This window comes from Kitasatospora sp. NPDC051170 (assembly GCF_044455705.1).
Classification (GTDB): Bacteria; Actinomycetota; Actinomycetes; order Streptomycetales; family Streptomycetaceae; genus Kitasatospora.
Genome location: NZ_JBITFA010000021.1, coordinates 20,449 through 37,040, shown reverse-complemented (window position 1 = coordinate 37,040; position 16,592 = coordinate 20,449). Strand labels below are relative to the sequence as shown.

Sequence of the window (16,592 nt, the reverse complement as noted above, 5' to 3'; positions counted from 1 at the left end):
GCCGAGCGGCAATGGCAACGGTGCGGAAATCTTCCGTTCAGCCTTCTGTTCACGGGTTGCTTCGATGGCGAAGCAATGCGTGATCCGGGCCACTCCGAGCCTCGGACTTCCAGGACGTCAGGGGACCGGGCCCCCGGGCACCGAGGTTCTCGGGGCACCGGGCTCTCAGGGCATCGCGAGTTCGAACCAGGTGACCTTGCCCTCCCCGCGCAGCTGCACCCCCCAGGAGTCGGCGAGCGCCTCCACCAGCAGCAGGCCCCGCCCGGAGGTCGCGAACTCGGCGTCGGCCTCGCGCCGGCGGCCGGGCAGTCTGCTCGCACCGTCCTGCACCTCGATCCGCAGCCGGTTCTCCGTGCCGAGCACCGCGTCGAAGACGGCGCCCTTGCCCGTGTGCAGCAGCGCGTTGGTCACCAGCTCGGAGGAGAGCAGCTCGGCGGTGTCGGACAGCTCCGGCACCCCCCAGTGGCTCAGCGCCGAGCGCAGCCGGTGGCGCACCGAGCCGACCGCGACCAGATCCGCCGGCTCCAGCGTCAGGTGCAGGCGGCGGTGCAGGGCGCACCCGGGGGCGGAGACCCCCGGCAGGGCCGTCCCCGTACCGCCGGCCGTGCCCTGGACAGGGCCGGACCGGTAGGCGTCACCCGAGCCCGTCCGCTGCCGCGGGAATCGCGACTGACCGTCCATCACCACATGCCCCCGCCCTGGAAATCCGGCCCCCCGCCTCCGGAGTCCCCCGCCGGCCGGGTGGCCTGCTCGTTCTGGCCACCCATCCTCATGCCCAGTCGGCGGCGTTTGCAACAGTGTGCGTCCGATCACCTGGGGTGAAAGGGGCACGGGGAGGCCCGCGTGATCCAACTGCTCGCGCCGGACAGGTTTGCGAAGCACGGGGGCTGCATTCGAACCCCCTCCGTTCGATCCCGCGCACACCCGGCGCCCGTCCCGGCCGTACGCCCGCTTCCGCGCCCCTACCCTCGCGCCTGGCCACGCCCCCGACCGTGCCCCCGACCGTGCCCCCGACCGCGCCCCGGCCGCGCCCCGACAAGCCGAACGCCCGCGGAGCGGCAACGCTGGACAGGGCGCCCCCGGCCGGGTTCAATGACCCGAGATGTTTGAACGCCGTTCTAACATCCCCCGGAACCGTCCAGACTCCCGAGACCCCGAGGCTCTCCGAAACTCAGAAACTCAGAAACTCCGAGATTCCGAGCCCCCGAGGCCCCGAGCCGACCCCCTCCCCGGCGACCGCGAGCGAGGAACCGTGCGACTGACCCCCACCGAGCGGGACCGGCTGCTGATCTTCACGGCAGCCGAACTGGCCCGCGCCCGCCGCGCCCGGGGCCTACGCCTCAACATCCCCGAGGCCACCGCCCTGATCGCCGACACCGTCTGCGAGGCCGCCCGCGACGGCCGCCGCCTCGCCGAGGCCATCGAGGCCGGACGCTCCGCGCTGAGCGCCGAGGACGTGCTGCCCGGCGTGCCGGACGTCGTCACCGTCGTCCAGGTCGAGGCCGTCTTCGACGACGGCACCCGCCTCGCCGTCGTCACCGACCCCTTCCGCGGCGTCGGCTCCCTCGGCGAGAACGCCCCCGGCGGCGCCCTCCCCGGCGACGGTGCCGGCTACGACCCGGTCGAGGAGAGCCTGCTGCTCCCCGTCCACAACACCTCCGGGGTGCCGATCTCCGTCACCTCGCACTTCCACTTCTTCGAGGCCAACCCCCGCCTCGCCTTCGACCGCGCCGCCGCCTACGGCACCCACCTCGCCGTCCCCGCCGGCTCCTCCGTCCGCTTCGACCCGGGCGCCACCGTCGAGGTCGGCCTGGTGCCGATCGGCGGCGCCCGGGTCGCGATCGGCTTCGCCGGGCTCGTGGACGGCCCCCTGGACGCGCCCGGCGCGAAGGAGGCCGCCCTCGCCAAGGCCCGCGCGACCGGCTACCTGACCGGCTTCGACGACGCGGAGATGCCGTCATGAGCGCACTGACCCCGCACGACTACATCTCGGTGCACGGCCCGCGCACCGGCGACCGTATCCGCCTGGGCGACTCCGGCCTGATCGTCCGCGTCGAGTCCGACTCCCAGGCGCCCGGCGAGGAGTTCCTCGCCGGCTTCGGCAAGACCGCCCGCGACGGCCTGCACCTCAAGGCCGCCGCCGTCCGCGACACCTGCGACGTGGTGATCAGCAACGTGCTGGTCATCGACGCCGTCCAGGGCGTCCGCAAGACCTCCATCGGCCTGATCGGCGGCCGGATCGCCTCCATCGGCCGGGCCGGCAACCCCGACACCCTCGACGGCGTGGACGTGGTCGTCGGCACCGGCACCACCATCGTCTCCGGCGAGGGCCTGATCGCCACCGCCGGCGCCGTCGACACCCACGTCCACCTGCTGTCGCCCCGCATCATGGAGGCTTCGCTCGCCTCCGGCGTCACCACCGTCATCGGCCAGGAGTTCGGCCCCGTCTGGGGCGTCGGCGTCAACTCCCCCTGGGCGCTGCGCCACGCCTTCAACGCCTTCGACGCCTGGCCCGTCAACATCGGTTTCCTCGGCCGGGGCTCCTCCTCCGACCAGGCCCCACTGGTCGAGGCCCTCGCCGAGGGCGGCGCCTGCGGCTTCAAGGTGCACGAGGACATGGGCGCGCACACCCGCGCCCTGGACACCGCGCTGCGCGTCGCCGAGGAGTACGACGTCCAGGTCGCCCTGCACACGGACGGGCTGAACGAGTGCCTGTCGGTCGAGGACACCCTGCGCGTCCTCGACGGCCGGACCATCCACGCCTTCCACATCGAGGGCTGCGGCGGCGGACACGTCCCCGACGTGCTGAAGATGGCCGGGGTCCCGAACGTCATCGGCTCCTCCACCAACCCCACCCTGCCCTTCGGCCGGGACGCCCTGGGCGAGCACTTCGACATGATCGTCTCCGCCCACGACCTCAAGACCGACCTGCCCGGCGACGCCGCCATGGCCCGCGACCGCATCCGCGCCGGCACGATGGGCGCCGAGGACGTGCTGCACGACCTCGGGGTCATCGGCATCACCTCCTCCGACGCCCAGGGCATGGGCCGCGCCGGCGAGACCGTACGCCGCACCTTCGCCATGGCCGGCAAGATGAAGGCCGAACGCGGCCCCCTCGACGGAGGCTTCGGCACCGTCGCCGGCGGCGACGACAACGAACGGGTCCTGCGCTACATCGCCAAGCTCACCGTCAACCCGGCCATCGCGCACGGCCTTTCGCACGAGATCGGCTCGATCGAGGTCGGCAAGCTCGCCGACATCGTCCTGTGGCGCCCCGACCACTTCGGCGCCAAACCGCAGCTCGTCCTCAAGTCCGGCTTCCCCGCGTACGGCGTCACCGGCGACCCCAACGCCTCCACCGACCGCTGCGAACCCCTCGTCCTGGGCCCGCAGTTCGGCGCCCACGGCGCGACCGCCGCCGACCTCTCCGTCGCCTTCGTCGCCCGGGCCGCCGCGGACGCCGCCTCCCCGGACCGCCCCGCCGACGGCCTGCCCACCCGGCGCCGGCGCGTCGCCGTCCACGGCACCCGGGGCATCGGGCCCAAGGACATGGTGCGCAACGCCCGCACCGGGCGCGTCGACGTCACCGAGACGGGCCTCGTCTCCCTCGACGGCTCGCCGCTGCGCTCCGAACCCGCCGACAGCGTCTCCCTCAGCCGCCTCTACTTCCTCTGACCCCCTTCCTTTTCCCCTCGTTCCCCTAGGACCTGACGATGACCACCCCCACGCCCGCCTCCCTCGGCTACCGGATGCCCGCCGAATGGCACCCGCACGAGCGCACCTGGATGGCCTTCCCCACCCCCAACCCCACCTTCGAGACCCCCGAGCAGCTCCACGCCGCCCGCCAGGCGTGGGCCGCCGTCGCCGACACCATCGTCCGGTACGAGCCGGTGACGCTGATCGTCAACACCGGGGAGACGCAGGAGGCCCGCAAGTACGTCTCCGAGCAGGTCGAGATCGTCGAACGCCCGCTCAACGACGCCTGGATGCGCGACATCGGCCCCTCCTTCCTCATCGACGGCCAGGGCTCGGTGGCCGCCGCCGACTGGATCTTCAACGGCTGGGGCGCCCAGTCCTGGGCCCGCTGGGACAAGGACGAGCACATCGCCGAACACATCGGCGAGCTCACCGGCGTCCGGCGCTTCGCCTCCCGGCTCATCAACGAGGGCGGCGGCATCCACGTCGACGGCGAGGGCACGGTGCTCGTCACCGAGACCGTCCAGCTCGGCGAGGGCCGCAACGCCGACTGGACCAAGGAGGAGGTCGAGGCCGAACTCCACGCCCACCTCGGCACCACCAAGGCCATCTGGCTGCCGCGCGGACTCACCCGCGACTACGACGAGTTCGGCACCCGCGGACACATCGACATCGTCGCCTCCTTCGTGCGCCCCGGCGTCGTCCTCGCCCACGTCCAGCCCGACCCGGCCCACCCCGACCACGCCGTCTGCCGGGAACTCGTCGCCATCCTGCGCGCCTCCACCGACGCAAAGGGCCGGCAGCTGGAGGTCATCGAACTGCCCGCCCCCACCGTCCTGCTGGACGAGGACGGCGAACCCGTCGACTACTCCTACATCAACCACTACGTCGCCAACGGCGCCGTCGTCCTCTGCGCCTTCGACGACCCGCGCGACCAGCAGGCCGCCGCCGTCCTCGCCGAGGCCTACCCGGGGCGCACCGTCGAACTCGTCGACGCCCGCGAGATCTTCGCCAACGGCGGCGGCATCCACTGCATCACCCAGCAGCAGCCCCGGGCCTGACCCCTCCGAACGCCCCGGGCACCCCGGACGGGAGCACCCACCCCCGTCCGGGGTAGCCTTCCGCGCTCAGCACCACCGAGGAGAGAACCCCATGGCGGACGCCCGCCCGCGCCGCCCCGCGCGCCCCCGCGAAGAGGTCTACGCCACCGCCCGCGCCGCCATCGCCGAACACGGCCTCGCCAAACTCACCATGGCCGGACTCGGCAAACAACTCCAGATGAGCGCCGGCCACCTCCTCTACTACTTCGGCAGCAAGGACCAGCTCCTCCTCGAAACCCTCCGCTGGAGCGAGGACCAACTCGGCACCCGCCGCCGCGAAGCCCTCGCCGACCGCACCCGCGACCCCTGGGCCCGCCTCGACTCCTACCTGCGCCTCTACCTCCCCGAAGGCCCCGGCGACCCCCGCTGGATCCTCTGGGTCGAAGTCTGGGGCCGCTCCCCCGCCAGCGCCGAGATCCGCCAGGGCCAACAGGAGATCGAAGCCCCCTGGCAGGCCGACCTCGTGACCCTCATCGACGACGGCACCGCCACCGGCCACTTCACCCCCGGCCCCTCCGCCACCCGCGCCCTCCAACTCCGCGCCCTCCTCGACGGCCTCTCCGTCCCCCTGGCCATCGGCCTCCCCGACACCCACCACCCCACCACCCTCACCCACGCCACCACCGCCGCCACCGCCCTCCTCCGCAGCTGACCCCCGCGACGGGAAACACGGTGGCCACCGCCGCGGGCCACCCCCTGCCCTCACGACGAAACGTCCACCACCAGCACGAGCACCCGGCGACCGAGGCCCCCACCTCGGCCCCCTGGAACCGCCGGGCCCAGGCCACACCACCCACCCGATCACCCCGACCCGCGCAGGAAGTCGGCACGGCCGACTTCCTGCGCGCGATCCGCCACCCAACCGCTCCTCGCCCACCGACTTCCCGCCCCCGCCAAGTGCCGCCGTACGGCGCGACCTTCAACTGGCGGGCGCGGTCGGGCTGTGCGGTCGGCAACTCCTGCGCAGGAAGTCGGCGGAATCGACTTCCCACCCAGGGGCCGCCACCCGGCCGTTCCTCGCTGCCCCGTCGCTACCTCGCCCACCGAGTACGGAAAGTCGGCCACGCCGACTTCCCACGCACCGGGTGCCGACGGTGCAGCGAGATCTGCAACGGGCCGGCGGGACGGGCTCGACGGGGTTGTGCGGGCGGCGCACCGCGCAGGAAGTCGGGCTGGCCGGCTTGGCACGGATGCGCTTTGCGTGGGAAGTCGGCCACGCCGACTTCCCACGCGCCAGGTGCCGCTGCGGTGGGGTTATGCGGGCGATCGTTGGGGGCATCGCGGGGGTGGTTCGGCCGGGGTGTTGGGTGGTGTGTTGCGCAGGAAGTCGGGCTGGCCGACTTCCTGTGCTGAGGGGAGCGGGTGGCTATTCCGTCCAGATGGCGGCGGCGGTGCGGTCGTCGGCGTAGCCCTTGGCGCGGACTTGGACTTGGCGGAGGAAGTCGACGGTGCCCGGGGGGTGGGGGTGGGCCCAGTGGGAGGAGAGGAAGTGGGCGACGGCGGGTTCGTCGGCGAGGGGGCGGGCGAGGCCCGGGGTGCAGAGGAGGAGGATGTCGCCCGGGGTGGCGGGGACGAGGCGGAAGCGGAAGGGACGCGGGTCCGGGGTGGGGGCCTCGGGTGCGGGGGGCTGGCCATCCGGGTGGTGGAGGAGGCGGGCCGCGTAGGCGTCGATCCAGTGGCCGGAGCGCAGCAGGTACAGCCCACCGGGGCCGATGCCGAAGGCCGCCCGGTAACCGGCCTGCGGGTCCAGGGAGACCATCAGGCAGTGCAGTGAGGCCGCGCTCTCCCCTTCCGCGTCGGGCGCCAGGGCGCGCAGCGGGGCGACGGAGCTGGTGGCGAGGCGCTGGAGGCCGTAGCGGAGGCGGTCGCGGGCGCCGGCGCGGAGGTCGTCGGCCAGGCCGTCTCGGCTGCGCCCGACGGCGGCGGCGAGTTGGCGGGCGGCTTCGCCGGTGGCGGTGGCGACGTCCTGTGGGGCCCGCTCGTCGGCGGAGCCCGTCCGGCCGAAGCTGCCGAGGACGGCGAGGAGGAGGCCGTCGGGGCCGTCGCCGAACCTGGTGACGAGGAGGGTGTCGCGGCGCGGCTCGCCCCGGTAGCGCGCGGAGTCGCCGCGGACGGAGACGGCCCGCAGCACGGTCGGGCCGTACTGGGCGCCCTCGATCGCGGTGTCCGGGGCGAGCCGGCCGAGGGCGTACGGGTCGGCTTCGGGGACAGCGGTCGGCTCGGGCCCGTAGGTCGGGGGGCGCTCGCCGACGTGCGGGACGGCGGGCGGCTCCTCGGCGAGCGGGGAGCGGGTGGCGGCGGGGGGAAGCGGTTCAGGTGAAGGCGAAGGTGAAGGTGAAGACGAGGGCGCGGGCGCAGGCGCAGGTTCGGGTGCGGCGGGGCGGGCGTCCGGGATCGTGGCGGTGGGGGGAAGCGGTTCGGGCTCGGGTGCGGCGGGCGGCTCTTCGGTGTGCGCGGGGCGGGCGAGGGAGACGCGGGGGTCCGGGATGGTGGCGGTGGGAGGGACGGGGGCGGGCTCCGGTTCCACCACTGGCTCGGGTTCGGCCTCGGGCCCGGGGTCCGGCTCGGCGACGGCCTCGGGCTCGGGCTCGGGCTCGGGATTCGCCGGCTCCGGGGGTGGGGCCTTCTCCAGGGAGACGGGGTCCGGGGACGGTTCCGGTTTCGGGGGGTCGGTGGCGAAGGAGGGCGCCGGGAACTTGTGGGTGGCCTCGGGTGCGTACTCGGGGCCGATGACGTCGATCGCGCTCTCGAACCAGTCGTCGATGCTGTCCCGCACCTTCGCGACCGGCGCGGGCGCGGGCGCGGGTGCAGGCGCCGGCTCCGCTTCCGGTTCCGCTTCGGGTTCCGCTTCGGACTCGCCGGTGCGCTGGCGGCCGATGAGGCCGACGGCCGTGTCGAACCATTCGTCGACGGTGCCCGTGCCGGAGTCGGCGTCCGGGGTGTCGGGGAGGGTGCCCGCGGGGCCTTGGTAGACCGTTTCCCACCAGGCGTCGTCCGGCCGGTGCGGCTGTGCGGGTGCACCCTGCTTGCTCATCTGGCGGCTCCTGGTCGTCCTTCGGTCCCGCGCCGCCCCCGGCGGGCCGGGCTCGACGTCATTGTCTCCAAGTGCAACGACCGTGTCCGGGTTTCGGCGACAACCGGTCACCGACCGGAGCATCCCGGCCACGGCCTCGACCAGCCCTTTCGTCCCGGGCTTCTCCGCCCGTTCACCGGGGGCTCCGGCGCCGCCTGTGGCCCGTTCCGTCCGTGTTTGCCCGATGTACCCGGAGCAGGCCGTTTCCTGGCTGTTCCGGCTCGGGGACGACGGAAAATGGCAGCCTGGGAGGGGCATCGCTTCACTCGTTCGGCTGATTAAATGTCCGCATGACCGCGTCGGCCCCCAGCTCACCCCGACCGGGGAGGGCCGCGACGGCGGGCCGCCCGGCCGCTCTGTGGGTGTTGCTGCTGGTCGCGCTGCTGACGATGCTGCCCTGCGCGGGCCAGGCGAGGGCGCTGGACGCCATCGCCCACCCGGCCCCGGCCCACTCCTCCGCCGTCGCCCTGGTGACGGCCGCGAAGAGCGACCCGCAGCCGGGTGGCACCCCGGCGGGCGCCGCGCAGTCGGCGGACCAGCGGCGGTACGCCGAGGACCAGGGCCACTGGATCCTGTGCAGCGCCGACGGCGAGCAGCGCCCGGGCAACGGCTGCTCCAGCCACCCGTTCTGCCCGCAGGACGCCCAGCTGCCGAACCCGCCGCCCCAGCCGCAGCCCGCCGTGACGCTCCTCCCGGCGGTGCCCGAGGCGCCGTCACGCGTCCTGAGGGCCGGACTGCTGGACGGTCCGCGCCCCGCCCCCGATCTGCACGTGCTCCAGGTCCAACGGTCCTGAGCGGAACCCCGACCCGTCGGCGCCCCGCCGGCGGATTCGACCGCACCTCCTCCCACCTCAGACGACCGCCGCGCCCACCCCCGGTACGCGGCGATAGAGAAGGACGACCACCATGGGTTCCGCCTCGAAGCAGTCCAACAAGTCCGGCGGCAAGCAGGCCGGTCTCGACCGCCGCGCCCGCATAGCCGAGCTGCGCGCCGTCGAGCAGCGCCGCGACCGCCGCAACAAGATCATCGCCTCGGTGGCGGCCGGTGTGCTGGTGGTCGGCGCGATCGCGACCGGCACCTGGATCGTGATGGACCAGAACAAGAAGAAGGAGGACCGCCAGGCGGCCGCGAACGCGGACATCCCCGGCGTGAAGACCTTCGGCGACCTGAGCCGCAACCACGTCAAGGAGAAGGTCACCTACCCGATGACCCCTCCGGTCGGCGGTGACCACAACGCGGTCTGGCTGGACTGCATGGGCCACGTCTACGACAAGGCGGTGGAGAACGAGCGCGCCGTCCACTCGCTGGAGCACGGCGCGGTCTGGGTGACGTACAACGGCAAGGCCACCCCGGACGACATCAAGCTCCTGTCCGACAAGGTGAAGAAGACCCCGTACTCGCTGATGAGCCCGTACCCGGACGAGCAGGGCACCATCACCCTGAACGCCTGGAGCACCCAGCTCGTCGTCGACAAGGCCGACGACCCGCGCGTGGAGCAGTTCTTCACCAAGTACGTCCAGGGCAAGCAGACCCAGGAGCCCGGCGCCTCCTGCACCATGGGGCAGATGTGACCGCCCACGAGGAGGACGCGGCCGTCGAGGACGGCGCGGTCCAGAGGGAGAACGCCCCGAAGCGGCGCCTGTGGCTGCCGGCCGCCCTGGCCGCCGCAGTGGCGCTGGCGCTCGGTGTGCCGGCGCTGGTCGCGAGCGGGACCTCGGCCTCCGGCTCGTCCTCGCTGTCCGTCCCGGCGGACGACTCGGCCGAGGCCGGGTTCGCCCGCGACATGGCGACGCACCACCAGCAGGCGGTGGACCTGTCGTTCATCGTCCGGGACCGCACCTCGGACGAGCCGACCCGCACCCTCGCCTTCGACATCATCAACACCCAGGCCAACCAGCGCGGGATGATGATGGGCTGGCTCGACCAGTGGGGTCTGTCCCAGCACTCGGGCGCCGCGCCGATGGCGTGGATGAAAATGGGGCACCAGTACGCGCCCCACGACGGTTCGCTGATGCCCGGCATGGCCACCAACACCCAGCTGGCGAAGCTGCGTTCGCTCAGCGGGCGGGACGCGGAGGTGTTCTACCTCCAGCTGATGATCGAGCACCACAAGGGCGGCGTCGAGATGGCCCAGGGCTACGTCGACGCGGCGAAGAACGACATCGAGAAGCGGCTGGCCCAGTCGATGGTCGTCGCCCAGACCTCGGAGGTCGAGCTGATGACCGACATGCTCAAGGAGCGCGGCGCCGCCCCCGGCGTGCCCGCCTCCTGAGTCGAACCACCGCACGATCCCCGGCGGCCGGGGCGCGCGGGAACGGTCCCCGTCCGGGGGTCGTTCCCGGGTGCCCCGGCCGTCCGCCGTCCCTGCCCGTCCGCCTCTGTTCGTCCGCCTCTGCCCGTCCATCTCCGGCACGTCTCGTCCACCTCTGGAGCACCGCGCATGACCTCCGACGCCCCCTGGCTGATCACCGGCCTCGGCAACCCCGGCCCCTGGTTCCGGGGCACCCGGCACAACGCGGGCTTCCTGGCCGTGGACCGGCTGGCCGAGCGGCACGGCGCCCGGTTCCGCCGCAGCGGGATCGCCACGATGGTCGCCGAGATCGGGGTGGACGGCCGCCGGGTGCTGCTGGCGAAGCCGCTGTGGGTCATCAACTGGGCCGGCCGCCCGACCGCCGCCCTGATGCGCCGCCGGGGCGTCCCGGTGGAGCGGCTGGTGGTCGTGCAGGACGACCTGGACTTCGCGTTCGGCACCGGCAGGCTCAAGCGCGGCGGCGGCCCGGGCGGCCACAACGGCGTGCGGTCGGTGGGCGAGGTGCTCGGCACCCGGGACTTCGTGCGGCTGCGCTTCGGCATCGGCCGTCCGCCGAAGGGCGAGAGCGTCGGGGACTACGTGCTGGGGAGGTTCTCGGAGGAGGAACTGGCCGCGATGCCGGGGGTGTTGGACCGGTGCGCGGACGCCCTGGAGACGCTGGTGCGGCTCGGGCTGAACCGGGCGCAGGACGCGCTGAACGTCGCACCGGTCGCGCCGGTGGTGCCCGTCACGCCGGTCACGCCCGCGGGCGGTGAGCGGGACCAGCGGTGAGCGGCCCCGTCAGCAGGACCGCCGAGGCCGCGACGGCCGCGAGGGCGAGCAGGACCGTCCGCCCACCGGACTGCGCGCCCGCCAGGTGGACACCGAGGACGGGCAGCGCGGTGCCGAGCGCGGTGCCGAGGCTGCGCGCCATGTTGACCATGCCGCCGCCGACCGCCGAGCACTGGGCCGGTATCGCCCGCATCACCAGCGCGTTGTTGGCGGGCAGCAGCAGGCCCAGCCCGTACCCGGCGAGCAGCAGCGGGCCCGCCGTGGCCGGACCCGCGCCGTGGACGGGGAGCAGGGCGAAGAGCAGCAGTCCGAGCCCGGCGAGCCCGGCTCCGGCGCGGCAGCGCGTCACGTCCGACCAGCCGCGCGGCAGCAGCGCGCCGCCGACGGTCGCGGCGACGGCGAAGGCGGCGGGCAGCACGGTGATCACCAGTCCGGCGCGGGCCACGGGCACGCCCGCGCCGGTGAGCAGCACCGGCCCGAGCACCAGCGGGCAGAACAGCAGCAGGTAGCCGATCAGCGCGACCACCAGTCCGGAGCGCACCCCCGGGGTGTTGACCAGGCCCGGCGCGAGGATCGGCCGGGCGGCGCGCCGCTCCTGGCGCACCAGGGCGAGGGTGAGCGCGGCGGAGGCGAGCAGCAGGACGGCGGCGGCCCAGCCGGGCAGCGGCAGGCCGGAGGCGGTGGAGAGGGCGAGCAGCAGCGCGGTGGTGGCGCCGGTGAGCAGCAGGAGGCCGGGGAGGTCGAACGGGCCCTCGTCGCGCGGGCGTCGGGCTCGCGCCGCACCTGCGCCCCGGGGGCGCCGGGCCTCTGTCGTGCCCTCGGCCTTGGTGCACGGGAGCAGGAACCGGCCCGCGAAGATGCCGAGTACGCCGATCGGCACGTTGATCCAGAACACCCAGCGCCAGGACGCGTGTTCCACCAGCAGCCCGCCGAGGCTGGGCCCGAGGGCGAGGCCGAGCCCCTGGGCGGCCGCCTGGATGCCGAGCGCGCGGCGCATCGCGTGTCCGGGGACTCCGTGGGCGACGAGGGCGACGCTGTTGGCCTGCATCATCGCGCCGCCGACCGCCTGGACGGCCCGGAAGGCGACCAGCAGGCCGAGGCTCCCGGAAAGGCCCGCGCCGAGGGAGGCCAGGGCGAAGACGGCGAAGCCGCCCAGGTACATGCTCTTGCGGCCGACGATGTCGGAGAGCCAGCCGACCGGGGCGAGCAGGGCGACCAGCACCAGCAGGTAGGAGAGGGCGACCCACTCGACGGCGGCGAAGCCCGCGTCGAAGTGGCGCCCGAGCGCGGGGAAGACGAGCGCGGTGACGCTGGCGGTGAGCTGGCCGAGGAAGGCGCCGAGGCAGACGGTGCCGACGGCCAGCCAGTGGGCGTGGCGCCAGCCGGCGATGCCGCGGGGGCGGGGCCGCTCGGTGAGCAGTCGCGCGGCGAAGGCGGTGGCGTCCATGTCACGAATATATCGGATGCAGATATGTTCTTTCTACGAGTAGATCGAGGCCCGACGGAACTGTGTGCGCATGACGACGGACAGTGACCGAACGACGTGGGCAGGAAGGGCCCCTCCGAGGCGTGGGCGCGGCCTCAAAGGCGCCCGCACCAGGAGATACGCTGTCCGCCATGCCGTCGTCACCACAGGTTCCCGAACCCGTCGCCGAAGATCCCGAGGAACCCGTCGATACCGCCGACACCCCCGACACCCCCGACACCGTCGACACCCCCGACGCCGTCGGCCACGACCCGGCCTTCGAACACGCCCGGCGCCTCACCGACACGGTCACCCGGCTGCGCCGCGCCCTGCGCAGCAGCATCCGCACCGACTACCCGTGGGAGTCCCTGCCGATGGCGCAGGTCGAACTCCTCCAGACCCTCGCCGCCGCGCCGCTGCGCGTCGGCGAACTCGCCGCCCGGCAGCGGCTCGCCCCCAACACCGTCAGCGGGCTGATCGGCAAACTCCTCGACGCCGGGTTCGTCGACCGCCAGGCCGACCCCGGGGACCGCCGCACCGCCCGCATCGCCCTCACCCCGGCCGGGCGGCGCCAGCTCGACGACTGGCAGCACGCCCACGAACGCCGCATCGCCACCGCCCTCGGCTCCCTCGAACCGGGCGAGCGCGCGGCCGTCGTCCAGGCACTGCCCGCGCTGGAACAGCTCGCCAAGGCCCTCGCCCAGCCGGGCGGCGCGGCCTCCGACCAGGGCTGAGGCGGCTCGGGCTGTCGTAGGAAAACCCATGGTCACCGGGCCTGCGGCGGCGATACCGTCCAGGAGCATGACCCTCACGGACATCACGATCGAACCCTGGGCGGACTCCGACCTCGCCCTGCTGCGCCGCATCAACACCCCCGAGATGAAAGTGCACGTCGGCGGGCCCGAGACCGAGGAGCAGCTGCTCGTCCGGCACGCCCGGTACCTGGACTTCGTGCCCTCCGGCATCGGCTGCATGTACCGGATCGCGCTGCTGCCCGGCGGGGAGCCGGTCGGGTCGGTCGGCTACGGCACCCGGACGTGGCGGGGCGAGACGGTCCACGAGATGGGCTGGAACGTCCTGCCCGAGTACCAGGGGCTCGGCATCGCCGTGACCGCCACCCGCCTCGCCGTCGACGCCGCCCGCCGGGAGGCCCGCCACCGGTACCTGCACGCCTTCCCCTCGGTGGACAACCCCGCCTCCAACGCGGTCTGCGCGAAGGCCGGGTTCTCCCTCCTCGGCGAGACGGAGTTCGAGTTCCCGCCCGGGCGGTTCATGCTCAGCCACGACTGGCGGGTGGACCTGAGTCGCACCGACTAGAAGAGGGTGCCGCCCTCCAGTTCCAGCAGCCGGCGCTTGCGGTCGACCCCGGCCGCGAAGCCGGTCAGGGCGCCGTTGGCGCCGAGCACCCGGTGGCAGGGGCGCACGATCAGCAGTGGGTTGGCGCCCACCGCCCCGCCGACCGCCCGCACCATGCGCGGCTCCTGGCCGGCCAGTTCGGCGAGGCGGCCGTAGGTGACGGTCGTGCCGTACGGGATCTCGTCCAGCGCCGCCCAGATGCGGCGGCGGAACTCGGTGCCGACCGGTGCGAGCGGCAGGTCGAAGGTGGTGCGCTCGCCCGCGAAGTAGGCGGTCAGCTGGGCGACCGGCTCGGCGAGGGCCTCCGGGTCCAGCGCCCAGTCGTCGGCGGGCTCGGGCAGGGCGTACTTCTGGCCGGGCGCGGTGACGGTGGCCAGCGCGGCCGGGCCGCCGTCCTCGGGCAGCACACCGCTCAGCAGCAGCCGGCCGAAGGGGCTCTCCATGGTGGTGTAGACGGTGGTGCTCATGCTGCGTCGGTCTCCGATCCGGTGCTGGTGGTGCTGTCGTTGTTCGCGGGCCCGGCCCAGAGGCGGTGCACGGCGTAGGAGCGCCACGGGGCCCAGGACTCGGCCGCGAGGGCGGCGGACCTGGGGTCACCCGGGGCGCCGAGCCGGACGAGGCCGTGCTTGACGCCCACGTCGCTCGGCAGGAAGACGTCCGGGTCGCCGAGGGCCCGCATCCGGAGGTAGCCGACCGTCCACGGGCCGATGCCCGGCAGGGCCAGCAGCCGCTCGGACGCCTCCTCGCGGTCGACGCCGCTGTCCAGGCGGACGACGCCCTCGGCGAGGGCCGCGCACAGGCCCGTCAGGGCGCGGCGGCGGGCGGCGGGCATCGCGAAGTCCTCCGGGTCGGCGGCGGCCAGGGCGGCCGCGGTCGGGAAGAGCAGTCGCAGGCCCCCGCTGGGCTCGGGCAGCGCCGTGCCGTACTTCTCGGCGAGGCGGCCCGCCAGGGTGCGGGCGGCGCCCACGGTGATCTGCTGGCCGAGGACGGCGCGGACGGCGAGCTCGTGCGGGTCCACGTGCCCGGGCGAGCGCAGGCCGGGGCGTTCGCGCACCAGCGGGCCGAGGACGGGGTCGGCGCCGAGCTGCTCGTCGACGGTGTCCGGGTCGGCGTCCAGGTCGAAGAGGACGCGCAGCCGCTGGACGGCCGTCGGCAGGTCGCGCAGGTCGGTGAGCAGCAGGCGGCAGTCGAGCCAGCCGCGGGTGCGCGGCTCGCCCGGCGCCAGGCCGTCGACCTCGGCGATGCCGTGGCCGTACGGGAGCGCGAGGGTACGGCGGTAGGTGCGCACGCCCGACCGCGCGCCGGGGACGACCTCCTCCACGCCCGGGACTGCGCGCAGGGCGAGGAAGTCGATCAGGTGGTCGGAGTCCAGGGCGCCCCGGTAGGCGAGGCGCAGCTGCAGTCCGCCGGCCGGGGTGGAGGTGCGGCGGCCGGCCGCGACCTCGGCGCGCAGGCCGCTGGGCGTGCGGTCGTAGACCTCGCGGACGGTGTCGTTGAACTGCCGGACGGAGGCGAAGCCGGCGGCGAACGCCACGTCGGTGACGGGCAGTTCGGTGGTCTGCAGGAGCAGCCGGGCGGTCTGGGCGCGGCGGGCGCGGGCCAGGGCGATCGGGCCGGCGCCGAGCTCGGCGGTCAGCTGGCGCTGCAGCTGGCGGGCGCTGTAGCCGAGGCGGTCGGCCAGGCCGGCGACGCCCTCGCGGTCCACCAGGCCGTCGCCGATCAGCCGCATCGCGCGGCCGACCAGGTCGGCGCGGTGGTTCCACTCCGGCGAGCCGGGCACCGAATCGGGGCGGCAGCGGCGGCAGGCGCGGAAGCCCGCGCCCTGGGCGGCCGCGGAGCTCGGGTAGAAGCGGCAGTTGACCCGCTTGGGAGTCACGGCGGGGCAGCTCGGGCGGCAGTAGATGCCGGTGGTGGTCACGGCCGTGAAGAAGACCCCGTCGAAGCGGGAGTCCCTGCTGTCCACGGCCCGGTACCGGATGTCGTCGTCGATCACGTTGTCCAGTCTGCGGGATCGGAGCGGAGGTGACTGGCGGAAATCGGACACGGGCGTCGGGGGCGTCCGGAGGTCTGCGGGGTCACACCCGGGTGAGGACGCAGTCGCCGCACATCCCGGCGCCTGGGACGCGGTAGTACAGGCAGCAGTTGCGGCGGCGGTAGGTGATCGGGTCGGGGGTGAACTCGCCGGCCGTCGCGAGCGGGCCCGCCGTGAGCAGCGCGGTGACCGCGGGCAGGGGCGGGTACGGCGCGTCGGCGGCGCGGGTGTGCAGCATGCGGGCGGCGCCGACCAGGGCGGAGGCTGCGTTGCCCCGCAGGGTGTGGGCGGAGAGCCCGTACCGGGCGCGCATGGCGGCGCCGAGCGGGTCGAGGGCCGACCGGAGGACCGTTGCGGTGAGGGCCCGGGCGGGGTCCTCACCGGGCGGCCCTGGCACGGCGGTCGGCGCGGGCAGCCACGGCGGGAGCGGGCCGCTCTCCACCCGGCGCCAGTGCAGCCGCTCCGGGGCGAGGTCGGGCACCCGGCCGGTGAACGCCAGGACACCCAGGGCCACGGACCACAGGCGCGCTGCCACACCCAGGTGCAGCGTCGAGGCGGCGACGCGGCGCTGGGTGGTGCCCAGGAGGTGCCCGACCTCGTCCACGTACTCGTCCAGCACCTCGGGCAGCTGGTGGAGGTCGGCGAGCGGGCGGTAGGCAGTCGCGGGGGGGGGGGGGGCCCGCCCCCCCCCCCCCCAGCCGCGGCCCCCCCCCCCCCGGGGGGGGGGGGCGGGGGGGGCCCCCGGCGGGGCCGGGCCCCCCACCGCCCACCCCACCCCCGCCGGCCG

16 protein-coding genes are annotated in these 16,592 nt (G+C 74.4%); 10 read left to right on the top strand and 6 right to left on the bottom strand.

All coding sequences use genetic code 11. The annotated features are described in order from the left end of the window. Positions 1-165 precede the first annotated feature (165 nt). Positions 166-681 (bottom strand): ATP-binding protein, encoded by a 516-nt coding sequence (locus ACIBCA_RS33185; protein ID WP_396286789.1) that lies wholly within the window; start codon positions 679-681, stop codon positions 166-168. Between the two features lie 571 nt (positions 682-1,252). Between ACIBCA_RS33185 and ureA the strand changes: the two genes are divergently transcribed. The 4 genes from ureA to ACIBCA_RS33165 all read left to right on the top strand — a co-directional run bounded on the left by ureA (position 1,253) and on the right by ACIBCA_RS33165 (position 5,448). Continuing rightward, positions 1,253-1,963: an urease subunit gamma gene (gene ureA, locus ACIBCA_RS33180; protein ID WP_396286788.1), complete on the top strand. Its 711-nt coding sequence runs from the start codon at positions 1,253-1,255 to the stop codon at positions 1,961-1,963. Then, on the top strand, positions 1,960-3,675 hold the full coding sequence (locus ACIBCA_RS33175) for an urease subunit alpha (RefSeq protein WP_396286787.1): 1,716 nt from the start codon (positions 1,960-1,962) through the stop codon (positions 3,673-3,675). Before ureA ends, ACIBCA_RS33175 begins: the two co-directional genes overlap by 4 nt. A 38-nt stretch (positions 3,676-3,713) precedes the next feature. Then, the gene (locus tag ACIBCA_RS33170) at positions 3,714-4,757 is read left to right on the top strand and encodes an agmatine/peptidylarginine deiminase (protein ID WP_396286786.1); all 1,044 of its coding nucleotides are present in this window, start codon (positions 3,714-3,716) and stop codon (positions 4,755-4,757) included. 91 nt (positions 4,758-4,848) lie between these two features. Then, complete coding sequence (locus tag ACIBCA_RS33165) at positions 4,849-5,448, top strand: TetR/AcrR family transcriptional regulator (RefSeq protein ID WP_396286785.1); 600 nt, start codon at positions 4,849-4,851, stop codon at positions 5,446-5,448. A gap of 714 nt (positions 5,449-6,162) precedes the next feature. On the opposite strand, the gene ACIBCA_RS33160 is transcribed toward ACIBCA_RS33165, so the two are convergent. After that, positions 6,163-7,830, bottom strand: a complete 1,668-nt coding sequence (locus tag ACIBCA_RS33160; protein ID WP_396286784.1) for a hypothetical protein — start codon at positions 7,828-7,830, stop codon at positions 6,163-6,165. Between the two features lie 329 nt (positions 7,831-8,159). Here ACIBCA_RS33160 and ACIBCA_RS33155 point away from each other — a divergent pair, with 329 nt between their 5' ends. The 4 genes from ACIBCA_RS33155 (at position 8,160) to pth (ending at position 10,952) form a co-directional block, all read left to right on the top strand. Beyond that, positions 8,160-8,663 carry a hypothetical protein gene (locus tag ACIBCA_RS33155; protein ID WP_396286783.1) on the top strand — a complete coding sequence of 168 codons (504 nt, stop codon included), beginning with the start codon at positions 8,160-8,162 and terminating at the stop codon, positions 8,661-8,663. A gap of 112 nt (positions 8,664-8,775) precedes the next feature. Beyond that, positions 8,776-9,441, top strand: a complete 666-nt coding sequence (locus ACIBCA_RS33150; protein ID WP_396286782.1) for a DUF3105 domain-containing protein — start codon at positions 8,776-8,778, stop codon at positions 9,439-9,441. A 68-nt stretch (positions 9,442-9,509) separates the two neighbouring features. Further along, positions 9,510-10,142: a DUF305 domain-containing protein gene (locus ACIBCA_RS33145; RefSeq protein ID WP_396286858.1), complete on the top strand. Its 633-nt coding sequence runs from the start codon at positions 9,510-9,512 to the stop codon at positions 10,140-10,142. A gap of 168 nt (positions 10,143-10,310) precedes the next feature. Continuing rightward, positions 10,311-10,952 (top strand): aminoacyl-tRNA hydrolase, encoded by a 642-nt coding sequence (gene pth, locus ACIBCA_RS33140; protein ID WP_396286780.1) that lies wholly within the window; start codon positions 10,311-10,313, stop codon positions 10,950-10,952. Here pth and ACIBCA_RS33135 read toward each other — a convergent pair. Continuing rightward, entirely contained in the window at positions 10,918-12,399 is a 1,482-nt protein-coding gene (locus ACIBCA_RS33135; RefSeq protein ID WP_396286779.1) for an MFS transporter, read from the bottom strand. The genes pth and ACIBCA_RS33135 overlap by 35 nt on opposite strands. 170 nt (positions 12,400-12,569) lie before the next feature. Between ACIBCA_RS33135 and ACIBCA_RS33130 the strand changes: the two genes are divergently transcribed. Beyond that, complete coding sequence (locus ACIBCA_RS33130; protein ID WP_396286778.1) at positions 12,570-13,151, top strand: MarR family winged helix-turn-helix transcriptional regulator; 582 nt, start codon at positions 12,570-12,572, stop codon at positions 13,149-13,151. Positions 13,152-13,218: 67 nt separating this feature from the next. Further along, positions 13,219-13,734 (top strand): GNAT family N-acetyltransferase, encoded by a 516-nt coding sequence (locus ACIBCA_RS33125; RefSeq protein WP_396286777.1) that lies wholly within the window; start codon positions 13,219-13,221, stop codon positions 13,732-13,734. On the opposite strand, the gene ACIBCA_RS33120 is transcribed toward ACIBCA_RS33125, so the two are convergent. From ACIBCA_RS33120 to ACIBCA_RS33110, 3 genes are all read right to left on the bottom strand, one after another. Then, positions 13,731-14,240 carry a methylated-DNA--[protein]-cysteine S-methyltransferase gene (locus ACIBCA_RS33120; RefSeq protein ID WP_396286776.1) on the bottom strand — a complete coding sequence of 170 codons (510 nt, stop codon included), beginning with the start codon at positions 14,238-14,240 and terminating at the stop codon, positions 13,731-13,733. The two genes, ACIBCA_RS33125 and ACIBCA_RS33120, sit on opposite strands and share 4 nt — an antisense overlap. Then, positions 14,237-15,766 (bottom strand): DNA-3-methyladenine glycosylase 2 family protein, encoded by a 1,530-nt coding sequence (locus tag ACIBCA_RS33115; protein ID WP_396286775.1) that lies wholly within the window; start codon positions 15,764-15,766, stop codon positions 14,237-14,239. Before ACIBCA_RS33115 ends, ACIBCA_RS33120 begins: the two co-directional genes overlap by 4 nt. Positions 15,767-15,848: 82 nt before the next feature. Then, complete coding sequence (locus ACIBCA_RS33110) at positions 15,849-16,424, bottom strand: (2Fe-2S)-binding protein (RefSeq protein ID WP_396286774.1); 576 nt, start codon at positions 16,422-16,424, stop codon at positions 15,849-15,851. Positions 16,425-16,592: the final 168 nt, after the last annotated feature.